Origin of the sequence: Chitinophaga rupis (genome assembly GCF_900109685.1) — a bacterium.
In the GTDB taxonomy this organism is placed as follows: domain Bacteria; phylum Bacteroidota; class Bacteroidia; order Chitinophagales; family Chitinophagaceae; genus Chitinophaga; species Chitinophaga rupis.
Window position 1 is genome coordinate 1,203,012 of sequence record NZ_FOBB01000002.1, and the last position, 16,694, is coordinate 1,219,705.

Annotated in this window: 13 protein-coding genes; 3 read left to right on the forward strand and 10 right to left on the reverse strand. The window is 47.9% G+C overall.

From position 1 onward, the window contains the following. Positions 1-106: 106 nt before the first annotated feature. The gene (locus BMZ54_RS11770; protein WP_089911030.1) at positions 107-796 is read left to right on the forward strand and encodes an SIR2 family NAD-dependent protein deacylase; all 690 of its coding nucleotides are present in this window, start codon (positions 107-109) and stop codon (positions 794-796) included. A 28-nt stretch (positions 797-824) separates the two neighbouring features. On the opposite strand, the gene BMZ54_RS11775 is transcribed toward BMZ54_RS11770, so the two are convergent. Together BMZ54_RS11775 and BMZ54_RS11780 are read right to left on the reverse strand one after the other, a co-directional pair. Further along, entirely contained in the window at positions 825-2,753 is a 1,929-nt protein-coding gene (locus BMZ54_RS11775) for a hypothetical protein (protein WP_089911031.1), read from the reverse strand. A gap of 117 nt (positions 2,754-2,870) precedes the next feature. Further along, positions 2,871-4,196 (reverse strand): saccharopine dehydrogenase C-terminal domain-containing protein, encoded by a 1,326-nt coding sequence (locus BMZ54_RS11780; protein WP_089911034.1) that lies wholly within the window; start codon positions 4,194-4,196, stop codon positions 2,871-2,873. A gap of 608 nt (positions 4,197-4,804) precedes the next feature. Here BMZ54_RS11780 and gyrA point away from each other — a divergent pair. Together gyrA and BMZ54_RS11790 are read left to right on the forward strand one after the other, a co-directional pair. Next, on the forward strand, positions 4,805-7,381 hold the full coding sequence (gene gyrA, locus BMZ54_RS11785) for a DNA gyrase subunit A (protein WP_089911038.1): 2,577 nt from the start codon (positions 4,805-4,807) through the stop codon (positions 7,379-7,381). Positions 7,382-7,558: 177 nt separating this feature from the next. Continuing rightward, a complete protein-coding gene (locus tag BMZ54_RS11790; protein ID WP_089911042.1) occupies positions 7,559-8,824 on the forward strand; it encodes a tetratricopeptide repeat protein in 1,266 nt (421 codons plus the stop codon). A gap of 66 nt (positions 8,825-8,890) precedes the next feature. On the opposite strand, the gene BMZ54_RS11795 is transcribed toward BMZ54_RS11790, so the two are convergent. From BMZ54_RS11795 to BMZ54_RS11835, 8 genes are all read right to left on the reverse strand, one after another. After that, entirely contained in the window at positions 8,891-9,562 is a 672-nt protein-coding gene (locus BMZ54_RS11795; RefSeq protein WP_089911045.1) for a glycoside hydrolase family 25 protein, read from the reverse strand. A 183-nt stretch (positions 9,563-9,745) separates the two neighbouring features. After that, entirely contained in the window at positions 9,746-9,925 is a 180-nt protein-coding gene (locus BMZ54_RS11800; RefSeq protein WP_089911048.1) for a hypothetical protein, read from the reverse strand. Positions 9,926-10,254: 329 nt separating this feature from the next. Beyond that, on the reverse strand, positions 10,255-12,456 hold the full coding sequence (locus tag BMZ54_RS11805; RefSeq protein ID WP_089911051.1) for a hybrid sensor histidine kinase/response regulator: 2,202 nt from the start codon (positions 12,454-12,456) through the stop codon (positions 10,255-10,257). Positions 12,457-12,624: 168 nt separating this feature from the next. Then, the gene (locus BMZ54_RS11810; protein WP_143080979.1) at positions 12,625-12,825 is read right to left on the reverse strand and encodes a hypothetical protein; all 201 of its coding nucleotides are present in this window, start codon (positions 12,823-12,825) and stop codon (positions 12,625-12,627) included. A gap of 127 nt (positions 12,826-12,952) precedes the next feature. Continuing rightward, entirely contained in the window at positions 12,953-13,648 is a 696-nt protein-coding gene (locus BMZ54_RS11815; RefSeq protein WP_089911057.1) for a LytR/AlgR family response regulator transcription factor, read from the reverse strand. Between the two features lie 145 nt (positions 13,649-13,793). Beyond that, the gene (locus BMZ54_RS32925) at positions 13,794-14,402 is read right to left on the reverse strand and encodes a hypothetical protein (protein WP_156093012.1); all 609 of its coding nucleotides are present in this window, start codon (positions 14,400-14,402) and stop codon (positions 13,794-13,796) included. A 51-nt stretch (positions 14,403-14,453) separates the two neighbouring features. Continuing rightward, the gene (locus tag BMZ54_RS11830) at positions 14,454-15,770 is read right to left on the reverse strand and encodes a DUF4302 domain-containing protein (RefSeq protein WP_089911063.1); all 1,317 of its coding nucleotides are present in this window, start codon (positions 15,768-15,770) and stop codon (positions 14,454-14,456) included. A 7-nt stretch (positions 15,771-15,777) separates the two neighbouring features. After that, positions 15,778-16,680 (reverse strand): zinc-binding metallopeptidase, encoded by a 903-nt coding sequence (locus BMZ54_RS11835; protein WP_089911946.1) that lies wholly within the window; start codon positions 16,678-16,680, stop codon positions 15,778-15,780. Positions 16,681-16,694 lie beyond the last annotated feature (14 nt).

The following is a 16,694-nucleotide window of genomic DNA, read 5'->3' on the forward strand; positions in this document are numbered from 1 at the left end:
TTTTGTGCAAATATATATCTGTAACCTATACGTTATACATATTAGCATAAAAGAGCCATCAAAAAACCGGTAAATTAGATAACTTGTATTTATTAAATAAGAAGATATGAAACCACGGCTGGTAGTGCTTTCCGGCGCCGGTATAAGCGCGGAAAGCGGGATCAAGACCTTCCGGGACAGCAATGGCCTGTGGGAAGAATATGATATTTATGAAGTGGCCTCCCCGCAGGGCTGGCAAAAGAACCCGGCCCTGGTGCTGGAGTTTTACAACCTGCGCCGTAAAGATATAAGAACTGCGCAGCCCAATGCGGCCCACCTGGGCCTGTCGCAGCTGCAGGATAAATATGATGTACGCATTATAACCCAGAATATTGACGACCTGCATGAGCGGGCCGGCTCCCGGCATGTGCTGCACCTGCATGGGCAGATCTTCCAGATGCGCAGCGTGCTGGATGAGGAACGCATTTACCCTATTACGGAAGATATAAAGCTGGGCGACCTGGCTGCTGACGGCGGACAGCTACGCCCGCACATTGTATGGTTTGGCGAAGCCGTGCCCATGATAGAAGTGGCCCTGAAAGAAGTGCTGCAGGCAGATATTTTTGTAGTGGTAGGCACCTCCCTGAACGTATACCCGGCAGCAGGGCTGCTGGATTATGTTGGGCCTAATGTACCCAAATATGTGATCGATAAAAGTATACCTACAGTAAGCAATATACAGGAGCTGCATTGTATTGAAAAGCCGGCTACAGAAGGGGTAGCGGAGCTGATGAAGATTTTAGATCCGGGATTTTAGATTTACGATTTTAGATTGGGTGGAGCGGTTAGTAATGTGATTTATTAAAAGGCGTTCTTTCAATAAAGTTGATGTCATGTTCGCCCTGAGTTACCGTATGGCTTGCCTTGGCTTTAGGAATAGCTGCTGTGGCAGAAGCGGAAAATGATTTGCTGGACGATACCCGTATAACTACATCCGGCGTGCTGATCGTTACCCTTCGTCCGGCCTGGGCCTGCAGCCTTTCAGTGATCTTCGCCTTCCAGTTGGTGGTTGTGAAAAAAGTAGCCAGGGAAGGATGGCAATGTTCGCATACGGTGTTGGGGTTAGAATACATATCCAGCACCAATGCCACTATGCTAACATTTTTCTTTGCCAGGGAGGCCAGCTGCGTATCAAATATATCCAGGTGCTTGCTCAGGTACACGATCATGAATTGCTCGCTATGTGCATGGTGGCCATCATCATATTCATCTACGCTGCCTATTTGACCACTGCTTACCAGCATGGTGGCAATTTTATCGGCTTTATCATGCTTTTCAGTAACAGATGAAGTGGTTTTTCCGCTACCAAAGAAATGGTTTTCACCGGTGGCCAGCTTTAATTCACCACCTTCCAGGTATACCAGGCTAAAACGGGCGTTAATACCATTCCCGTGCAGGCTTTCCGGCTCATACAATGCGTTATGCAGGCTTTCTCCTTCCAGGTCTAAAGGATCAGTGGCGCCGGTTGGCAGATAGCTAATATCCATGGTCTTTACCATGGTACGTTCATGGGTAGTGCCTTTGATGCTAAGTGCAGGCCGCTGCTTCCACTTTACGGCATATTTCTCCTCCAGCAGCTCTGGTCTGTAGGTTTTTAAGCCACTGGCCTTGTCGGCGTTATGTTTTTCCTCTGCTTCTCTGGCAGTTTCCTGTAAAGCAATGATGCCTTCTGTTTGTTCTGCCAGCAATGTTCTGCTTACGGCAGCACCGCCAATGGTAATTACTAATACACCCCATTCGTCAAACTGGTCTTTCAATGCCCTTGCTGCGGGGCCATAGTTTTGAAGCGGTTTAATATAAGTTGCTCTTTGTCCATTCACTAATTTGTTGGCGATGGCAGCCACATTCATAATGCCGTATGCATAGCCGCCGCCTGCTTTTACCCACCATTTTTTACCCCTCTTGTCGTAGGATAATTTACCCCCAGACACTTTAGTATCCCATTCAACCTCCGGCGCGGCGATTGCTTTCCCTTTTTTCTCCTCTTTTGTTTCGCCGGTTGACGTGTCTTCTTCTCCCTCTTCTGAGCTATCTTTTGTTTTCTTTTTTTTAACCTTTGCTTTCTTTTTATGGCGCTCTTTTGCCTGGTCCTTCTTGCGTTTGCTGCTGCTTCGGTTCCTTTTCCTGTTCGGGCGATCCGTTGTATCGCTTCCACTTTCACTTTCACTGGTTATAGCGGTGACAGTAGCGTTAGTTATTGTGGGAGCATCTTCTTCTTCTTCTTCTTCTTCTGAAAGCGGTTCCGGTGTTGTAACATTTTCTTTGCGGTCGTCTTCTTCTTCCTCCTCCTCTTTTACACTTTTCAAAAAGATGACCGTCTCCTTATCCCATTCACTGGCGCCCGGCTGGCTCAGCCGGGTGACAATTTGCCGCACCTTCTCCGGTGTATATTTTTTCGTGTCCCGCAGGGCTTTAAAGAACAGATCATTATTTTCCTCTTTAGTACCAGGCACCAGCTCCTCCGGCTTTGAGGGGTCAAAAGAAATATAAACAGCGGTGCGCTGTACAATACCGGGTCCTTTTTGCGAGGCAGCACTATGCCTGTTGGCAGCAGCCTGCAATTGTGCCTGCGCCTGTACGCGCGGGCTGTTATTAGCCATTAGCTGGTAAGACCGTAACTCTTTTACATTTGGCGGCTGTTCAAGCGCCCCGGCAGAAGATCCGTGGGCTGCAGCTTTTGCAGCGGATGGTGGTTCGGTTAAACCGGTTTTCATGAGGGATTAGGATATGTATATGAAAATACAGAATTTTCTATAAATAAAAAGTCCCGCCTTCCGGCAGGACTTCATTATCAAACGGAGAGTTCATCATAGGAAAAAAAGACTTTCTATCTATTCAAAACTCTCTTCAAAACGGATATCGAATTCTTCGAGTTCTTTTAGTACAGGATTGTAAACTTCGGGCATCGTGGGGATCTGGAGGCCCGTAACGGTGATCTTTTCCTGCAGCATTAGCTTAGCCATAATACCCAGGGGGAGCCCCACCGTTTTTGCCATGGCCGTCCGTAAGCTATCTTCGCCCTGCACAATCATATAGCTGTGCATCCGTGTGGCCATGTTGCGCCGTTCAAATTCTATCTCATGCATCATCACTATCATATCCTTATCACTGGGCTGCATGATGAGGCGCGCTTCCATAATGTGCTGCAAGATAGCAGCATTCGTTTGTTCTCCCAAATTTATTACATCGCCATTCAATAATCCCAGGTATTTCAGCTGCCGTATGATCTTGGATTTACTGCTTACATTCAGGTACTGCGCCATGTTCTCCTCGTTGCTCAGCTGCTTATCTATTTTCACATGCTGGGTGGCCCATTTGAAATAGGTAAGGTGGTCTGTTTGCAGCTTGCGGGTATCGTCTGTAAGGCCCAGCTTTATCACTGCGCTCCAGCCTTCGCAAAAATCAGGATAGCGCAGCGTGGCCCGCATAAAGGTAGGAATATTCTCCAGGTGGTAGGACGACATGTAGGCCAGCGAATCGCGGTTAGGATAATACGCCAGCTTGCCCAGGCCGGGGATCTGTATGGTTTTGGACTGATCAAAAAGTTGTTCGTGGCTTAGCTCCTTCACCTTGCCTTTATCGCGGTAGGTAGCGCCTGACTGGCCCGCCAGCACTATGTTACGGGCGTTCCAGGATATTTTGTACTGCCAGGCATTGTCGTTGCTTTCCGGGGAAATGAGCCCGCCGCAGTAAGAGCGGAAGGAGTAAATAAGCCCGCCTTTCTTTTCAATGGAATGGATCACTTTCATGGCCGACATATGATCAATGCCGGGGTCTAAGCCCATCTCGTACATGAACAGCAGGCCGGCCTGCTCAATCTCTTTTTCCAGCTTGCGTACTTCCGGATCAATATAGGATGCGGTGAGCAGGTGTTTTTTGAATTGAAGACAGTCGCGGGCTACCAGTATGTGCAGGGCAGGAGGCAGCAGGGAAATTACCAGGTCGGCTTCTGCAATCAGCGGTTGGCGTGCATCCTGGTCCTTTACATCAATAGCTGCAGGCGTAACATAATAGGATTTCCCGGTTTTGGCTTTTATCAACATTAAGTCATGGTCTACTACCGTTACGTGCCATTTCTGCCTGGGTGCATTGTTTACCAAATAATCGATCAGGCAGGTGGCAGACTTTCCGGCGCCAAACAACAGAATGTTTCTCATAGTTCTTCTTTAAGCTTTATCATGGTTACAGAATCAGGGGAAATAACAGCAGTGATCTTACATATGTTCGGAATTTTTAGAAGATCCGATTTCAAAGGTGTCTAAATTATTTTTCCCGCGCTGTTTAATATCTGATTATCATATTGTTAAAAACAAATAGTTTGCCAATATTTTTTTTATTCTATATAGGAATATTTAAATATATTATCAGCTTACTGCATTGGAGATGCGTAGGAGAGTCCATGGTCGATGGTCCATAGTCCATGGCATACCCGGCGAAAAAACGTAGTTCGGATTATGGCAGAATGGCGGTTATGTAATGGATTTTTATAATAAAACAACCTGAAAAAATACACATTCAGAACCTGCATTTTCCGTGCAAATTTGTTGTTTTGATATAGGCAATGGACCATGGACTATAGACCATCGAACATTTATGCACAACCTTTCCCACAGCGGCTGAATACCGGCTTAAAAAGCGTATATTTGCACCGCTGCTTTCTGAAGCAGAAAAAACTGTAAACCAATAATTAACGATGTACAACTTATGATTTTACATAGCGCCATTTTGCCATGTAAGGTCAAACAGTTAAAATCAACATTCTGATATGGCAGAAAATACCGAAAACCAGGAAAATCAGGAAAGCAGGATTATCCAGATCAACATCGAGGAGCAAATGAAAACAGCTTACATAGATTACTCTATGTCTGTGATCGTAGGCCGCGCCTTACCGGATGTAAGAGATGGTATGAAGCCGGTGCACCGCCGCGTTTTATTCGGCATGAATGAGCTGGGCAATAACTCCAACAAACCTTACAAGAAATCAGCCCGTGTGGTGGGTGAAGTAATGGGTAAATTTCACCCGCACGGTGATAAGGCCATTTACGACACCATTGCCCGCCTGGTACAGCCCTGGACCATGCGCTACCCGCTGGTTGACGGTCAGGGTAACTTTGGATCGGTAGACGGGGATGATCCGGCAGCCATGCGTTATACGGAGGTGCGTATGCAAAAGATCGCCGAGGCCATGCTGGAAGATATTGAAAAGGAAACCGTAGACTTTACCCTCAACTTTGACGATACCCTGGAAGAGCCTACGGTATTGCCTACACGTATTCCTAACCTGCTGGTGAACGGCGCCTCCGGTATTGCCGTAGGTATGGCCACTAACATTATGCCGCACAACCTCAGTGAAGTGGTAGATGGTTTGGTAGCGTATATTGATAACCGTGAGATCACTATCGAAGAACTCATTAAACATGTTAAAGCGCCTGATTTCCCCACCGGTGGTATCATTTACGGATACGAAGGTGTGAAGCAGGGTTTTGAAACAGGCCGCGGCAGGGTGGTAGTGCGTGGTAAGATCAACGTGGAAACCACGAAAGCCGGCCGCGAAAGGCTGGTGATCTATGAGCTGCCCTACCAGATCAATAAAGCCGTATTACACCAGAAAATAGCCCAGCTGGCAGATGACAAGATCATTGAAGGCATTTCCGAAGTACGCGATGAAAGCGACCGGGAAGGTATGCGCCTGGTAATAGACCTGAAGCGCGAAGCCATTGCCAACGTGGTAGTGAACCAGCTGTATAAATACTCTGAGCTGCAAACCTCTTATGGTATCAATAACGTGGCGCTGGTAAAAGGCCGTCCGCGGATACTGAACCTGAAAGACCTGCTGGTAGAGTTTGTAGAGTTCCGTCATGAAGTGGTGCTGCGCAGAACGCGTTACGATCTGCGTAAAGCAGAAGAAAAAGCCCACATCCTGGCCGGTTACCTGATAGCGCTGGACCATCTGGATGAGGTGATAGCCCTGATCCGCGCCTCCCGTACACCGGATGTGGCCAAGGAAGGGTTAATGTCGCAGTTCGGCCTCTCTGAATTACAATCCAAAGCCATCCTGGAACTGCGTTTACAACGCTTAACCGGCATGGAGCGCGATAAGATCAAGGAAGAATATGATGAAGTAATGAAGCTGATCTCTTACCTGAAAGAAGTGCTGGGTGATGAAGCCCTGCGTTTCCGCATCATTAAGGATGAATTGCTGGATGTGAAGAAGAGGTTCGGCGATGAGCGTAAAACAGAGATCCAGTACCTGGCCAGCGAAATGCGCATAGAAGATATTATTGCCGAGGAAGATGTGGTGATCACCATTTCACACCTGGGTTATATCAAGCGTACCTCAGCATACGATTACCGCCAGCAGAAACGCGGCGGCCGTGGCGCCATAGGCGGCAAAACCCGCGATGAGGATTATATAGAGCACCTGTTCGTAGCCTCTACCCACCATACGATGCTGTTCTTTACAGAAAAGGGCCGCTGCTTCTGGTTAAAGGTGTACGAAATACCGGAAGGCGAAAAACAAAGCAAGGGCCGCGCTATCCAGAACCTGATCACCCTGCCTACGGACGATAAGATCCGCGCTATTATAGATATCAAGGACCTGGGCGATAAAGACTTTATTAATAGTCATTATATAGTACTGTGCACCAAGAACGGTATCATTAAAAAGACCCTGCTGGAAGAGTTCTCCCGCCCGCGCCAGAACGGCGTAAATGCCATTACCATCAATGAAGGCGATCAGCTGCTGGAAGCTAAGCTCACCAATGGCAACAGCGAAATGATGATGGCCATCCAGAGCGGACGCGCCATCCGCTTCCCGGAAAATACCGTGCGTGACACCGGCCGTGGGGCCATTGGCGTACGCGGTATTGAAGTGGATAATGAGAATGATGAAGTGGTTGGTATGATTTGTGTTAATAAGGAGGATGAATCCCGTACGATCCTGGTGGTATCTGAAAAAGGCTTTGGTAAACGTACCAGCATTGAAGAATACCGTATCACGAATCGCGGGGGCAAGGGGGTTAAAACCATTAATATCACGGAAAAAACCGGTAACCTGATCGCAGTGCTGGACGTTACGGAAAAGGATGACCTGATGATCACCTGTAAATCCGGCATTACCATCCGCATGGCAGTAGCGGACATCCGCGAAGCCGGCAGGGCTACCCAGGGAGTACGCCTGATACGTTTGGACGATAGCGATGAAATAGCCGCAGTTGCAAGGCTGGATGAGCAGGAAGTGATTGCAGATATAGCAGAGGAAAACGGTGAGATTACAGAGGGCGGGGAAAGCACCGGCAGCACGGAAACAACGGATACTGCGGACACACAACCTACCGAATAGTTTTAATTTGAAATAATTGATAATACGATTGTGGACTTAGTGGACAATTTTGCCATTAGGTTCATAATCGTTGTCATTATTTGAAATTAATCACAGATATTTACGATCCTGAAAATGGAAATGTAATCTAAAAACAAACCATACTTATATTGTTATCAGCAACTAAAAATTGAGCTCATGAAAAAACTATTGGTATCTTTTCTTTTTTGCAGTGCCGGACTTGCTGCCGTTGCGCAAAAAGGTAAGGTTAACAGCGCGGAAGACGCACTGAAGAACCAGGACCTGGCAAAGGCTAAAGCGGACATTGACGAAGCCCTGCAAAACGAAAAAACTAAAGATGATGCCAAAACATGGTATGTAAAGGGCAAAGTAATGGAAGCCATGGCCACTAAAGATAAGAGTGTGCCGGAAGCGCTGGAAGCATTTGATGCTTACCAGAAAGCCCTGGACAAAAATGCAAAGATGCCCGAGGCGCTGCTGGAAATTAACCAGCGTATGTTTAACCTGTATGCTACCGTTGGTAACGCAGGTTATGCTAACCTGAACGACCAGAAATGGGATTCAGCCTACCAGCATTTCCATAAAGCATTTGAAATTGCAAGGTATTACAATGGTAAGAACCTCAGCGGTTCCATTCCCACGGATACTTCTATGACCTTTTACCTGGGTTATGCTGCACAACAGGCAAGCCAGAAAGACGCTACCTTAAAGGATACGGCGCTGACCTACCTGCAGAAAGCAGTAGACCTGCAGTTTAAAGGCGAACCCGCCCTGTATGTAATACTGGCACAGGCTTACGAAGAGAAGGGCGATAACGCCAACTGGTTAAAAACCATTGAAGAAGGTAAGAAAGCTTACCCGAAAGACAAGCGCTTTAACGACATGGAAATGATCTATTACTCCAAAACAGGTAAAACTGCGGAGCTAATGACCATGCTGGAAAAGAAGGTGCAGGAAAATCCCAACGATTTCCAGACCCAGTTGGATTATGCTATCCGCGTGGATAACATGGCCAACCCCCGGGATGAAAAAGGTGAGGACCAGCCTAAGCCGGCTAATTACGATGAGCTGATGAGCAAAGCGGAAGCCGGTTACAAAAAAGCCCTGGAGCTGAATGCCGCCGATCCTACCGCTAACTTCCAGTTAGGCGCCCTGTTCTTTAACCGCGCAGTAGGTTTTAATAAAGAGCTGAATGGCTTAAGCAGCAAAGAGCAAAGCTCTCCCAAAGCAAAAGAGCTGCAGGCTAAAGTAGAAGAGCTGATGAACACTGCGCTGCCTTACTTTGAGAAAGCAGACGCCAGCTTTGCCGCTAAAGGTAACCTGGAAGCCGGCGACAAGCAGACCTACGAAAGCTGCCTGTATGCGCTGCAAAAGATCTACGCTATCAAGAACCAGACTGCTAAGGTAGAAGAAGTGAAGAAGAAGCTGGACGGACTGAAGTAATTAAGAATTAAGAATTAATAATTATAGGCCGGCCTGAAAGAGATTTCAGGCCGGCTTTTTTTATTTTCAGGAATGCAGGATGGCATGGAAACCAGGCCCTGTTACAGCATCATTTTCACGCTTTGTAAAAGGCCATTGATCTCTTAACTGCTGTTCCGTGCCATTAAAAATGTTCCGGTCAGCCCCGCCCACGCCGGGCGTGTGATGCGGCTCTGGCCCATCGTTGCCGTCCGTGTATTGCCATAAGGTATACGTGGGCCATACCTGGGTGGGAATGCCTAGCGGAGAGGTACGGTAGCGGGCATACCATAAGGGGCAGTTGGCTAATATGGGGTCTGTTTTATGCAACAGGGATTCGCGTAATAAACGACCTCCGTAAATAAACGGCCACCTGCCGGTTTCATTTTTTATTATCTGTACAAATGCTCTTGCTGCATCCAGGGTCATGTCAGGCCCGTCACTGGGTTCCCAATCCAGGGAGATCAGCTCATCATCTTCCGGTTTTGCATAGCTCAGAAAATTTTCTACCTGGTCATCTACCGGTTCTCCGGTTGAAAAATGATAGGCGCCCCATAGCAGGCCCAGGTCCCTGGCCTGCTGCCGCCGGGTATGATAGGTTTTATCCCTGAAAAGCCGGCCCTGGGTGGCTTTATGTATAATGGCAATAATACCGCCATCCTTTACTTCCTGCATGTTAATGGAGTTACCATGATAGGTGTCAATAATAGTGTTGATCATTGTTAAGTAATTAAGGGGTTTATAAAAAGGAATGTTTATTACGGGGTATCCTGCGTTAAAGCCTTTGGGGTATACAATGAATAAAGTAAGTTATTTATTTTGAACTGGCCAAAAAGTGTGGGTATTAAAAAAGCCCTCCGCGGTATAGCGGAGGGCCTTTTAGTGAGATCCTATCCTTGGATATTAACCTTTCTTAGCTTCTTCTTTCACTTTCTTTACGTGATGATGAGCAGCTTTCTTGGTGGTGTCGCTAGCCATTTTAGCTTCTTTAGGATGTTTGGTTTTTGCATCCTGTGCAAAAGATACTGCGCTAACGCTCAGAAATAATACTGCGGCTGCGATCAGGCTTTTCGTGATTTTCATGATGTTTGTCGTTTTAAAAATTGATTAAGTAATAATGCGTTTTTTAGAATTGCTACGCTAAAATTAGGGCAAGTATCTACGGGTTTTGGCCCGGTTTCGGTGAAAAGGGAATAAGTGTCGTTGAACAAGGAAAAAGCACAGGTGTGGAGTGTCAATTACGAATTATTCAATTACGAATTACGAATTGGGACTACGAGTAAGTTGGTTTTCATTTGGTTATAGGTGTTTTTGATGGACGGAGTATGATGGGCGTGGTGAGCGTATTACAGCATGCTAAACTGGTACGATTGCACTACTCAATTCGTAATTCGTAATTGAATAATTCGTAATTACAAAAGTATTTCCAGCGCTTCTTCCACTGCCTGCAGGCATACCTGTTTCAGTGATTCAAACTGTGCGGTGGTTTGGGTGGGATCGTAATGTTCCTCGCTTAGCTGCTCCATGGGATCCAGGAAAGCATACAAGGGGTGTTCCAGGCCAATAAAGGCAACGGTGGTCTTAATGTTGTGTGCAATACTGCGTATAGCCGGTATGTCTGCCGCAGTAATGGCGGCTTTCAGCAGGGACAGGTCTTCCGGCAGCTGTGCAATGAACTGTTGCAGCATGGTGCGTTCAAATGCCTTATCGCCTTTCGAAAGATCCTGCAGGTATTGCAGGCTTATTAAATGGGTTGGCAGCTCTTTATGGTTAGGCACGGATGTATGATTCACCAGCCATTCCGGCGGGCCGGTTTTGCCGGTAAATACCTGTATAATACGGTAGAGCTCTTCTTCACGTATGGGTTTGGCTACATATTCATTCATGCCGTAGCTCAGGCATTTTTCCCGTTCACCGGCCATGGCATGGGCCGTCATGGCTACAATGGGAATGTTGGAGCGCAGCTCCTGCCGTATTTTGCGGGCGGCGGTATAGCCATCCATTTCGGGCATTTGTATATCCATCAGCACCAGGTCAAAATGTTGTTTTTCCAGGGCCTGTAGTACTTCTATACCATTGTTCACTACATGAAAATGCAGGTGCCAGTTATGGAGCAGATGCCGCAGCAGGTCCTGGTTCATGCGGTTGTCTTCCGCTATCAGCAGGTGTGCGTCTGTGTAGGGCGTTTGCCCGTTACCGTTGTAGAGATCTGCGCCGGATTCCGGCATTACTTCGCCTAAAGTGTAGGGCAGCTCTATGGTAAAGGTGCTGCCTTTGCCCGGCTGGCTTTCCACGCTTGCCTTGCCGTGCTGCAGCTCCACCAGCTGTTTTACAATGGCCAGGCCCAGGCCGGTACCGCCGTATTTGCGGGTGGTATTGGCTTCTGCCTGATTAAAGCGGTCAAAAATGTAGGGAAGCTTATCTGTGGCAATTCCAATACCGGTATCTTTTACGGTAAAGAGTATACGAACATTATTGTCGTGCTGCTGCAGCAGGCTTACCCGGATGGTAACGGCGCCTTCATTGGTGAACTTGATGGCGTTGTTGGTAAGGTTCACCAGCACCTGTGTAAGCCGTAATACATCGCCGTACAGGATGTCCGGGACGTTATCTTCTATCAGCATTACCAGGCTTAAATGTTTTTCCGCGGCTTTTGGCAGGAACATGGTTTGCAGGGAGTGCAGGCTGCCCCGCAGGCTGAAGGAAACAGGCTCCAGCCGCATCATGCCGGCTTCTATTTTGGAAATGTCCAGTATGTCGTTGATAATGTCCAGCAGGTTCTCTCCGGCGCTTTGAATGGCGGATACGTATTCTTTTGATTTATCGTTCAGGGACTGGCCCTGCAGCAGCCGTGTAAAGCCCAGCACCGCATTCATGGGTGTACGGATCTCATGGCTCATATTGGCCAGGAACTGCTCTTTAATGGCAGAGAGCTTGCGTTCCTTTTGCTGTGACTGATCCAGGGCATCTATCAATTGCTCCTGCTGATGGATACGGCTGATGATATATAAAAAGCCCAGCAGGCTGGCTATACAGGCGCAGCATACCAGTATGGTGCCCCAGCTTTGCGCTTTTTGCCCGCTGGTGTCTATGATATGCACGGTGCGGTTCACCACGGTTTGCCGGGTGCTGTCCAGCAGGTGGATAATGGTGTTGATGGCTTCTCCCAGGCGTTTGCCCTTTTCACTGTTGATCACCTTTTCCGCTGCCCTTTTACCCGGCCCGTAAAAGGTATCCAGCACCTGCACATTAAAGTTGTTCTTTTCATCCACCAGGTAATTCAGCTGGGTGAGCAGCTTTTCCGTGCTGTCATCCAGCATCATTTTATTGATGGTGTTCAGGTCGGATTTAATGATGGCTATTTCCGCTTCAATGCCGGTTACATGGAGGGTGTCCTGGGAAATAACGGTGCCTCTAACCTTGCTGTCGGTTTTGGCCATGTTGGTTTGCAGCTTCTGCAGCTCATTTTTTACCCTGAGCTCCTGCAGCAGCTGTTCATTGCCGGATATAAGTTTGCGGATGTTCTTGGAAGAGTTGAACTGCAGTATGATGAAGAGGATCATACCTGTGATGAACAGGCCCAGTAAATAGTATTTGATCCGTTTTGACTGCATGAGTAGCTTATCTATCGTTTAAGGCCCTTCTAAATTACGATTTTAGTGGTACTGGTGGTAAGCAATGCTCTAAAGGGAAAAATCTGGTCCCGCGTGATACAGCCGGACCAGAACAATTCCATTTAACGTTGTAGTGCGACGTTAAACCTGTGCTTACCTCAACGGGCCTTATTTGGCTTTGGGGGCAGCAGTCGTTTTGGCTTTTGATTTTGCAGTATGATGATGTTTTTTGTGTGCTTTATGTGCTTTCTTAGCAGGAGCGGTGGCTTCTTTCTGTGCAACATGTTTAACTGCAACGGGCGTACCGGCAAAAGCGGATGCACCTACAAATAACATAGCGGCTGCCATTAATATTCCTAACTTTTTCATTGTTTAGTTTTTTTGTTGATCAATTGTTTAACGACCCAAAGATACGGCGGTGCAAAAAGTGGTTTGGGCACAAATTGTTCAACAGGCAGCAGCTATCGGTGGAAAAGGAAAAAGTGTCGGTGGCGAATTATAAAAGGTTCAACCGGCTGTTCAGCGGGCTTCTGTAGGCATCTGCAATAGGAATAGCGTTGCCGGAGATATTAATAGTACCGTCTTCAATGGCTTCAATCTTATCCAATGCCACAATATAGGAGCGGTGCACCCGCATAAAACGGGCGGCTGGTAATTTTTCTTCTACCGCTTTCAGCGTAGTGTGAATGGCATGGAATTTTTGCGTGGTGTGCAGCTTTACATAATCGCCCATAGCTTCCAGGAAAAGGATGTCATCCATTTTAATGCGCTTCAGCACCCCGTTATCGCGAATGAAGATAAATTCATTATCTGCTACCTGCAGCTCACGGCTGTTGCTGTCCAGTATTTCCCGGGCTTTTTCAATGGCCTGTATAAAACGCGCGGGGTTTACCGGTTTTATCAGGTAATCAGCTACGTTCAGCTCAAATGCTTCTACTGCATACTCTTTTTTAACAGTGGTGAAAATAATAACCGGGCGTTTGCGGCCCAGGTTACGGGTAAGCTCAATACCGCTCATGCCGGGCATTTCAATATCCAGCAGCAGCAGATCTACCTTTTCCTTTTGCAGGATGTTATAGGCTTCCATGGCGCTATTGCATTCCGCCACTACCTGCAGGTGCTCTACATGGCTCGTGAGCTGTTTCATGGCGGTGCGGGCCAGCTTGTTGTCGTCTACGATGAGGCAGTTCATGCATGCAATTTAGGAATAAATGCTTAATGCTGAATGCAGAACGCTGAACGCTTCCTGCCACATATTTTGGATCCGTTAATACCGGTCATCCATTATATGATGCATTTTAGCGTTCAGCGTTCGGCGTTAAGCATTCAGCGTTTCGCTAGTCTTTCAGCTTCAGGTATGCCTTCACCTCCTTATAGTTATTCCAGTTTATATTCTTGGCCTTCCGGGCATTGGCGCCACCGGGTATCAGGATATAGCGGTATTGCCGGATCTTTTCACCGCTATCCGAATCTATGCCCGTGCCGGGGTCAAAGTTGGAGTACAGGCCAATGCCACCGGTTACAAAGTTAACGTTGATGTTCGCGTTAAAGTATACGTCATAATAGGGCAGGGGCACTACGTTAGGATCAGCGGCCGTACCCAGGTTCACGTACACTTTCATTTCACCGGTGGTTAGTATGGTCTGATCCAGCTTGGGAGCATCTATACCGCTGAAAAAGCCTGCGGTATCCAGCACGCCCGCATTCCTGAATGTATCTGCTTCAAATACTACATCCAGCCAATCGGAATAAATAACATTGGCGGTGCCGGTATCGCCCTTTTCACCCTGCGGGCCGGCCGGGCCTGCACCACCATTTGCGCCGTTTGCACCGGGAGGGCCCTGTTCACCCTGCGGGCCGGCGGGGCCTTCTTTAGTACAGGCTACATATAACAGGCTAACGGCCAGTAACATCAGGCTGGCAATGTGAGTGGTAACTCTTTTCATAATACAATAGTTTGAGTGAAAGAATGATGAATTACTAAGCTTATAAACGATTTAATATTCCCAGGAGATCCAGGCCAGCGCGTCTTTTGCGCTTACCATATCATAAGTGGTGGCGCCGGTTTGCACCAGGTAGTAGCCGCGGGCTTCTATCATTTGCGTATTGGTGTTCTCAAATGCTGCAGTAGCAGCCGCCGGCACATCGCCCAGGGTACCAAACTCCCGGAAAATAATGCGGCCATCTGTTGTGAAGGTGGGCGGTATGTAGGCTGATCCAAAATCAAGGGAAAGCGCATCCGGCTTAACGATTATATAACCCAGCAGGTCATAGATAATACCGCTTTGGCGGCCATAGGCCGGCCATAAGATCAGGAAAGCAAAATTGTCAATGCTGCGTATGTGAAAGGCATCGTCCACACCATTTACATGAAAGCCGTTATTGGAGGCCCAGTAGCTATCCTGCTGGGCGGCAAACTGCCACCAGCGCCTGGGCGCCTGCAGGTCCACACGCGCGGGCCTGACAGCGCCTGCAATGCTGCCCTGCGTAACGCCGTTAACCTGTACCTGCAAGGTATTGCTGCCTGCATTCCAGCTGCCACTGTTTAAGCTGGTGATCGTAACTGCGCCATCTGTAAAAGGTGTAACCATCACAAGCCCCTGGCTGGTGTAGTAAAAACGAACGGTAACCCGGTGCGGATTGCCACTATTATCAACCCAGGCAAATGTGATGGTATGCTGCTGGTTATTAAAAGTAATATCGTAGGCATTGGTACCCCAGCTAAGGCGTTTGAAGTATTGCAGTATACGGCCCAGGTACTGGAAGTTCAGCGCCTTCCGCCAGCCGCCGTTCTGCCAGGCTGCTTCCTGCGCGGGCGTGGCTTTGTACAGGGTTACTTTGGTTTTGTTATAGCGGCCGGTGAGCTTTATGCTGTCGGCCGTTACGGTGTCAATAGCAAATTCGAAATCAGATTGCAGGCCTGTGCCATCATCTCCACCATTCACGGTTCCATCCGGATCGGCCAGCATGTGCAGGTAGGTGTATGTATCAAAGATCAGGGCGGGCTGCTGCAGGGCTTTTAGCCGGTAGCTGCTTTCCCGGGGCGTGCCGGAGCTGGTGGTATCAATATCCGCATAGGTTACTACGCGGTTAGCATCATTGAATTTAAAATGGAAGTTGAAAATGCTGCCGGTACCTGTGGTAATGCGTGCTTCCCAGCCATTAGGCGCAGCGGTAAGCGCGGCCTGGTACTGGCTCAGGGCCTGGTTAATACGCTCATCCGGCGAAAGGTCAAAAACAGATTTGTCATCTTTGCGGCAAGCAGCGAAAGACGATAATATTAATAAAAGGCAGTATGCCAATCGTGATCTCATTTGTACATTATTTAATCAGTGCTACAATGGACGCTCTGGTCCTTGCCTGCAGGTTGTAAAAATTAATGTGCCAGGTATCGCTGAAATAGTTCACTACGATGGTTTCTTTCTGCCGCAGCTTGTCTTTCGCAACTTCTGCAGTAGTGCCATTGGGGCTGGTACCGGTAATGCTGTTCACCAGGTTATCAAAACCCGCCTTACCTTCTGTAAGCATAATGGAGATCATTTCCACAAAATCCTCATCCGGCGCGCTCATGGCATAGGCGCTTATAAACCCGTCCTGGTGGGCTGTTTCGTCAGATACATTGTTCCAGTTAGAGGTATAACGCCCAACGGATATACGCTTAAAGTCAGGCGTATACAGCACATTCTGGTGCAGGATGTGCCCAAACTCATGCTCGATGGTATGGAACATCATTTTCACGTTGTTGGAGTCGGAGGGGGTATAGTCGCTCATGCTCTTGATACGGAAATCGTTCAGCACATACAGCACAATACGGCGGCCGCCTTCTGCCGTACCCAGGGTAATAGTGCCATCCGGGTTATAGCTGGCGCTGCCCACCAGCACAAAGAATTTGGGGCATAAGCGTTTCATAAATATTTCGCCTGCTTCCGCTACATAATTATTGATCCATACTTTTTTTATGGAGCTGAGCACCGGTATGATCTTTTCTTCCTTAGGCGGCACCAGCGTGCGGTTAAGTTCCAGCTCGCCCTGATCCCATTTGTATTTAACGGCAATGTTATAGGGTACGGTAAGGCTGTCTTTGATCCAGTTATCAATGGGGCCGGGCGTCCAGGTATCGCCGCCCAGGCCGGGTATATTATCTATGTCGCCCAGGTCATCGTCTTTTTTACAGGCGGTTAGCAGGCACAGTAAAAAAGCGCCTGCAAGCAGTATATGTTTCATCTGTATATTGTCTT

Bases quoted from the DNA above. Each gene is read 5' to 3' on its own strand.
- BMZ54_RS11770 (WP_089911030.1), top strand. From the start codon at position 107: ATGAAACCACGGCTGGTAGTGCTTTCCGGCGCCGGTATAAGCGCGGAA.
- BMZ54_RS11775 (WP_089911031.1), bottom strand. From the start codon at position 2,753: ATGAAAACCGGTTTAACCGAACCACCATCCGCTGCAAAAGCTGCAGCC.
- BMZ54_RS11780 (WP_089911034.1), bottom strand. From the start codon at position 4,196: ATGAGAAACATTCTGTTGTTTGGCGCCGGAAAGTCTGCCACCTGCCTG.
- gyrA (WP_089911038.1), top strand. From the start codon at position 4,805: ATGGCAGAAAATACCGAAAACCAGGAAAATCAGGAAAGCAGGATTATC.
- BMZ54_RS11790 (WP_089911042.1), top strand. From the start codon at position 7,559: ATGAAAAAACTATTGGTATCTTTTCTTTTTTGCAGTGCCGGACTTGCT.
- BMZ54_RS11795 (WP_089911045.1), bottom strand. From the start codon at position 9,562: ATGATCAACACTATTATTGACACCTATCATGGTAACTCCATTAACATG.
- BMZ54_RS11800 (WP_089911048.1), bottom strand. From the start codon at position 9,925: ATGAAAATCACGAAAAGCCTGATCGCAGCCGCAGTATTATTTCTGAGC.
- BMZ54_RS11805 (WP_089911051.1), bottom strand. From the start codon at position 12,456: ATGCAGTCAAAACGGATCAAATACTATTTACTGGGCCTGTTCATCACA.
- BMZ54_RS11810 (WP_143080979.1), bottom strand. From the start codon at position 12,825: ATGAAAAAGTTAGGAATATTAATGGCAGCCGCTATGTTATTTGTAGGT.
- BMZ54_RS11815 (WP_089911057.1), bottom strand. From the start codon at position 13,648: ATGAACTGCCTCATCGTAGACGACAACAAGCTGGCCCGCACCGCCATG.
- BMZ54_RS32925 (WP_156093012.1), bottom strand. From the start codon at position 14,402: ATGAAAAGAGTTACCACTCACATTGCCAGCCTGATGTTACTGGCCGTT.
- BMZ54_RS11830 (WP_089911063.1), bottom strand. From the start codon at position 15,770: ATGAGATCACGATTGGCATACTGCCTTTTATTAATATTATCGTCTTTC.
- BMZ54_RS11835 (WP_089911946.1), bottom strand. From the start codon at position 16,680: ATGAAACATATACTGCTTGCAGGCGCTTTTTTACTGTGCCTGCTAACC.